Below are 6,227 nucleotides of genomic sequence, written 5' to 3' on the forward strand. Positions count from 1 at the left end.
TTCTTGCCGCCTCGCGCCATGCGGCGTCCCCCGTTCGTTCGTGCGTGCGCTCGATTGCTCGCGACAGTGTGGCAGTCCCTGTAGAGGGAAGGATCCCCCGACCTCCCGCGGAATCTTGATATGAAGTATCTTGATGTCGAGATTGATGTAGGAGTGTCGTCGGGGATGCAAACGGGGGCTTTGCCATGCAGTGGAACGGCAACGGGCTGATAGCGCAGCTGCGGCAGCCGCCGGGTGGGCGGGACGCGCGGGTGATGCTGCTGGCCCAGTTCGTCGACCGGACGGGGACGGGGGTGTGGGAGGCGGCCTCGGTGCTGTACTTCACCTTCGTCCGGGGGCTGGACGCGCGGCAGCTCGGGCTGCTGCTGGGCGTCGCCGCGGTGGCGGGGATCGCGGGGTCGCCGCTGGCGGGGCGGGCGGCCGATCGGCTGACGGTCCGGGGGCTGCTGACGGCCTGCCACCTGCTGCGGCTCGTGGCCATGGTGCTGCTGCTGGTGGTCGACGACTACGTGCTGCTGCTGGTCCTGGTGGCCCTCACCTGCCTCGGTGAGCGGGCGGCCAAGACGCTGGAGATGCTCTTCGCCACCCGGGTCGCGGGCGAACGCCGGGGCGCCTACCAGGCGTTGTTCCGCAGCGTCGCCAACGCCGGCTACGCGCTCGGCGCGGGCATCGCGGCGATCGGCCTCGCGGTCGGCACGACGAACGCCTACCGGGTGCTGATCCTGGCCAACGCGCTCACGTTCGTGCTGGCCGCCGTGCTGGTTCGCCGCACCGAGGAGCCGGCCGGGCGCGGCCTGGTGGTGGCGGAAGGCGGGGAGCGGAGCGCGGCGGAGCCGGCCGAAGGGACGGCCGCCAGCCCCTGGCGGGACCGCGGCTACCTGCTCTTCGTCCTGCTCGACATCCCGCTGAGCCTGGACGACTCGGTGCTCAACGTCGGCCTGCCGCTGTGGCTCGTCCACCACACCGGGGCTCCGCACGCCATCGTCCCCGCCTTCCTGGTGCTCAACACCGTCCTTGTGGTGGTCCTCCAACTGCGGGTCTCCACCTGGGCCGAGGGCCCGCGCGGGGCGGTTCGCGCGGTGGGGTTGTACGGGGTGACGCTGCTGTCGTGCTGCCTGCTGATCGCCGTCTCGACCGGCGGCGGGGCGTGGGCGGCCTCGGCGGCGCTGCTGGCGGCCGGGATGCTCGTCACGCTGGCGGAGCTGATGCGCTCGGTCAGTTCCTGGGAGCTGGCGGTGAGCCTGGCCCCGTCGCGGGCCCCGGCGTCCTACCTGGGCGTGGCCGGGATGTCGCAGTCGGTGCAGAAGTCGGCGGGCCCGCTGCTGCTGACCGGGGTGGTGATGGCGGCCGGCCCGGCGGGCTGGGTCGCGCTGGGCGCGGCGGTGACGGCCCTGGGCGTGGTCCAGCGCCGGGCGGCCGTGCGGCGGTTGGCTGCCCTGGCGCGGCCGGTGTCCGAGCCGCGCCAGGTGGCCAGCCCGGCGAGGGGCTGACCCGGGCCGGGGTCAACGGTCACCCGGTGCCCGCCACCACCCAGGACAGGCTCCCCGTCAGATCGGCGCGCAGGGCCGGGTCGGCGACGGCCGGGGTCGGGTCGGTGGCGACGGCCGTGAGGAGGTGGGGGCCGAAGGGGACGAAAGCGGCGAGGTCGAGGGCGGTGCGTCCGCGCAGCCGGGGGAGTTCGCGCGCGTCCAGGTACCAGCGCAGCCGGGTGCCGGGCACGGGCAGGTCGACGGTGAGGCGGTCGGCCGACGTGAGCCAGGTGCCGCCGGGGGTGGGGCTGGTCAGCGGCTTCGCGTGGCGGTAGAAGCCGGCGATCATGGCCTCGCGCCCGGGCAGGTTGAACTCGTGCCCCAGCGACCGCATGATCGAGTTCTCGGTCGGGCGGTACAGGCCGGCCGGGTAGTAGCCGCCGCCCTCGAAGGCGCCGACCGTGCCGCCGTCGGGCGACGCCTGGCCGAGCCAGCGGTACCACTTGGTGCCCTGCTCGCGCATCCGGTCGGCGGTCAGGGTGCTGATGTTGGCCTCGGCGGGTTCGTCGCCCGTGTACGTGCCCTGGCCGGCGTAGGCGTACTCGTCGGCGAGCTTGCCCAGCGAGTGCCCGGTCTCGTGCACCGCGATCTGCCCGGACTTGGCGTTGCCGCCGGCGACGGTGGCGATCCCCTCGTAGCCGAGCGGGGAGGTGATGTCGTTGTAGCCGGCGCCGCCGTACTTGGCGCTGTTGGCGACCACGATCACCAGGTCCGCCTTGGGGGCCTTCGCGGCGTAGCGGTCAACGGCCTTGTCGTCCACGCACAGCAGCCGCTCGACGCCGTCGCACCAGAAGTACGAGCCCAGCGCGGTGTGCCGGACGGTCCCCTTGTCCGGATCGCCGGAGACGCCCGACTCCGGCGAAACGGCGGACACCGCCCACACGTTGAACAGCTTGCGGTAGGTGGCGTACGGCTCCACCTCGCTGATCTCGCGCCACTTGTCGGCCGCGTCCGCGCGGAACTTGTCCTGCTCCTGCGCGGCATAGCCGTCGCCGATCATCACCACGTCGAGCTTGGTGTCGGGATCCCCGTTGCGCACCAGCGCGGTGACGTCCCCGTCACCCGCCAGCGGCGCCACACCGGGCCGTTGCCCGGCCACGAACGGCGAGGCGCCGGGCACCTGGGCCCGGGAGATGCTGCCGTCCTCGGCGAACACCTCCACCGCGCGCCCGCCGTCCGCCGGGGCGGCGGGTGCCGGTGTGGCGACTGCCGGTGCTGCGCCCAGGAGTGCCAGGCCGACGGTGCTGGAAAGAAAGAGCGAAACGATCCTGTTGCTGCGCACGGGCGACCTCCGGAAGCGCTGACAAGGTGTCACATGGTACTTCCGGTGACGGGAGCCTGACAATCCATCGGGATGGGGCTCAGGACAGCGCCGCCGCCTTGCGGAGGAGGACGGAGCGTTCGCGCGCGTTGCGGCAGAGGCGGGCGGCGAGTTCGAGTTCGGCGCGGGCCTCGGTGGTGCGGCCGAGGCGGGTGAGGAGTTCGCCGCGGACGGTGGGGAGGAGGTGGGAGCCCGACAGACGGCCGGTGGCGGCCAGGTCGTCGACCAGATCGAGCGCCTGCTGCGGGCCGCTCGCCATCGCGACGGCGACCGCCCGGTTGAGCTCGACGACGGGCGACGGGGCCACCCGGCCAAGGGCCTCGTAGAGGAGGACGATGCTCTCCCAGTCGGTCTCTGCCACGGACGGGGCGGCTGCGTGGCAGGCGGCGATGGCGGCCTGGAGGCCGTACGGGCCGAGGCCGCGCCCGGCGGCCGTGGCGCGGTCGAGGGCGGCCCGGCCGCGGCGGATCGCCGAGCGGTCCCATCGCCGGCGGTCCTGGTCCTCCAGGAGGACGGAAAGCCTTCCGCCGGTACTTGGTGACGAAAGCCGAGTGGACGTGCAGGTTGTGGACGACGTGGCGTCCGGTACGTACATCAGGATTCGGATTCCATCTCGGTGACATAAACCGAATGGTAAAGTGGGTCGCGTAAGTGAGGAACGTGTGTGGGAGAAGCGGCAGTTCGGGCACTGTGCCCGACTGGCGCTGACGCCCGCTCAGGTTCGGCTCATGGATGACCAGGCCCATGCGGCCCGGGCGATGTGGAACTGCCTGCACGACTGGGTGCGACGTGAAAGTCGCTTGTACGTAGTAATCGGGACACGGCTGAAAGGAGTTGCCGATTCCGGGCGGTGTGCGAACCCGGTCCCCACGGCCAACTGCGGGGGGAGTAATCCCCCGGTGGAGAGCAGGCCGGAAAAGCCCAAGGCAAAGCCGACCATCGGCCGAGCACAGGCAAGGGGAAGGTCGGAAGGATGAGGAGACGAACCCCCGGTGTAAAGCCTCGTCAGCAGAGAATCCGCGCCAGATGGATAGTTTACGGCGGACGAGAAGGTCACGCCTGAGAAGGCGAAAGGAACACGGGTCACAATCGCCCGTGGACTGCACACCCTGACCTCGGGGCAAAGGGGGCATCCAATCCCGACCGCACCTACGGCAAGCGGAACACGGGAACCCCGACATCCTCCCACTAGGGTAGGGAGACCGTAAGGTCGATCGATGGGATAGCGGGAAGAGGAAGGCTCAAGAAGCAAAGGCCGGCATGTCGAAAGGCAACAGGAAAGCCGACACGCGGGGTAGCCGCCCGGTCGGTATAACTGGCCGGATACATTGAAAGATGAGTCGAAAGACTGCTGACGTGAGCCTGGTGGACCCCGGATGAGAAACTGCAAGACGGAATAACCGACGGAAAAGTTAGACACGGAGGAGGGCGCGGTGACCACCAAGGACGCCGGGGTCGGCCTCGCGGTGAACGGACCGAAGGGCGTCGAGTTGGAATGGTCCCAGATCGACTGGGGGCGAGCCAACGTAAACGTAAAACGGTTGAGGCAGCGAATCTACCGGGCTGCTAAGGAGGGCGACCATCGACAGGTTAAGAACCTGACGAAGCTGATGCTGCGAAGCCACAGCAACACGCTCGTGAGCGTGCGACGGGTGACGCAGGTCAGCAGGGGACGCAAGACCGCCGGAGTGGACGGGGAAAAAGCACTGACCCCTCGGGCTCGACAGCAATTGGCGAGCCGGATTCATGGATCGACACATCCATGGCGCACTCGGCCGGTCAAGCGCGTGTACATTCCGAAGGCAAATGGCAAACAAAGACCACTTGGAATCCCTACGATCAGCGACAGGGCCATGCAGGCCCGCGTCAAGAACGCACTGGAACCACAGTGGGAGGCCAGATTTGAGAAGCGGTCGTACGGTTTCCGCCCCGGGCGGAGTGCCCACGATGCGATCGCGGCACTGCACAGTGTCGCAAGCGGTGGCAAGGGGTCGCCCCCGGCCCGACAGTGGGTTCTGGATGCCGATCTCCAAGCGGCATTCGACCGGATCGACCACTCCAGGCTCCTGGACATCATCGGTGATGTGCCCGGCAAGGGGCTGATCCGAGGGTGGCTCAAGGCAGGAGTCCTGGAGGGTGGAAGGCTCACTCGCACCGAGGAGGGTACCCCTCAAGGGGGAGTGATCAGTCCGCTACTACTCAACATTGCCCTACATGGGATGGAGGAGGCAGCCGGATGCAGGTACATCCCCAGGGGTGATACATGTAAAGGCTCGCCCGTCTTGATCCGATACGCGGATGATTTTGTGGTCCTGTGCCACTCAAAAGCAGAAGCGAAGCAGATCAAGGCAAAGCTGGAGCAATGGTTGAAGCCAAGGGGACTCCGGTTCAACGAGGAGAAGACCAAAATCAGGCACCTGGCAGAGGGCTTCGACTTCCTGGGCTTCAATATTCGGCGCTATACAAAGGGACGGAAGTCCATCACGTTGACGCGCCCCAGCAAGGACTCCATCAAGAGAGCCCGGAAGAGACTGAAAACGGACGTGAGGGACCTTTACGGGTCCAACGCAGCCGCAGTCGTAACCCGACTGAACCCGTTCATCAGGGGATGGTCGACATACTTTCGGGTGGCCGCATCCAAGCAGACTTTCACCAGCCTAGACGCATACCTATGGAAGGCGACATGGCGGTGGGTCAGTTGGACGCACCCGCACAAGTCGGCTAGCTGGAAGGCGAGCCGGTATTACGGAAAGAGAGGACGGGAAGGAAAATGGAGCTTCGGAGATCCACAGAGTGGCGCAAAGTTGCTCCAATTCGCCCGGACCAAAATCGTCCGACACTCCATGGTCAAAGGATCAGCATCCCCGGATGACCCGAACCTTAAGGACTACTGGGAGAACCGCCGAAAGAAGAGAACGCAGCCGTGTATGACCACCTCCAAGGTGGCCTTGGCGGTACGACAGAACGGATTCTGTCCGCTCTGTCGAACAGCTCTCATCGTAGGAGCCGAATACGAACCCGACAATGTGCGGGACTGGGTGGAATGGTTCGAAGCCATGCGACACCGGCTCCACGAAGACCACCTGGTGTACAGGCGACACGGCGGAAGTGACGACCGTAGGAATCTGCGTCTCGTACACGCCGAATGCCATCGTCTGCATCACGCAGGGGACGGACGACGGTACCTGATGGCACCTCACCAAGCAGCCGAAGGGACTGCTTGAGCCGTATGCGGGGGGACTCGCACGTACGGTGTGCGCCGTGAGGCGCTTCGTTGTATCCCCGGCGCAGTCGGGAGGAACTTGGAGGGAGGTTCTTGGGTCGCCCGGCTTACCTGAGCGCGAAAGCGGGAGGGGACCAGAGCATGCCGGGAAAGC

The 6,227-nt window shown here is 67.5% G+C and carries 3 protein-coding genes and 2 pseudogenes; 2 read left to right on the forward strand and 3 right to left on the reverse strand.

The window, feature by feature from the left end:
• The first annotated feature begins 185 nt into the window (after positions 1–185).
• The gene (locus KV557_RS11885; RefSeq protein WP_218199799.1) at positions 186–1,490 is read left to right on the forward strand and encodes an MFS transporter; all 1,305 of its coding nucleotides are present in this window, start codon (positions 186–188) and stop codon (positions 1,488–1,490) included.
• 19 nt (positions 1,491–1,509) lie between these two features.
• Here KV557_RS11885 and KV557_RS11890 read toward each other — a convergent pair whose 3' ends face one another.
• The 3 genes and pseudogenes from KV557_RS11890 to KV557_RS45120 form a co-directional block, all read right to left on the reverse strand.
• A complete protein-coding gene (locus tag KV557_RS11890) occupies positions 1,510–2,811 on the reverse strand; it encodes a M64 family metallopeptidase (RefSeq protein ID WP_308129864.1) in 1,302 nt (433 codons plus the stop codon).
• Between the two features lie 79 nt (positions 2,812–2,890).
• Positions 2,891–3,367: pseudogene (locus tag KV557_RS11895) on the reverse strand (RNA polymerase subunit sigma-24); the annotation flags it as partial.
• Positions 3,366–3,473: pseudogene (locus KV557_RS45120) on the reverse strand (IS200/IS605 family transposase); the annotation flags it as partial. The pseudogenes KV557_RS45120 and KV557_RS11895, both read right to left, overlap by 2 nt.
• Before the next feature lie 810 nt (positions 3,474–4,283).
• Between KV557_RS45120 and ltrA the strand changes: the two are divergent.
• Positions 4,284–6,074 carry a group II intron reverse transcriptase/maturase gene (gene ltrA, locus KV557_RS11900; protein WP_218199801.1) on the forward strand — a complete coding sequence of 597 codons (1,791 nt, stop codon included), beginning with the start codon at positions 4,284–4,286 and terminating at the stop codon, positions 6,072–6,074.
• Positions 6,075–6,227: the final 153 nt, after the last annotated feature.

Origin of the sequence: Kitasatospora aureofaciens (assembly GCF_019192735.1) — a bacterium.
GTDB lineage: Bacteria > Actinomycetota > Actinomycetes > Streptomycetales > Streptomycetaceae > Kitasatospora > Kitasatospora aureofaciens_A.

Excerpts from the sequence above, each read along its gene's own strand:
- KV557_RS11885 (WP_218199799.1), top strand. The coding sequence starts at position 186 with ATGCAGTGGAACGGCAACGGGCTGATAGCGCAGCTGCGGCAGCCGCCG.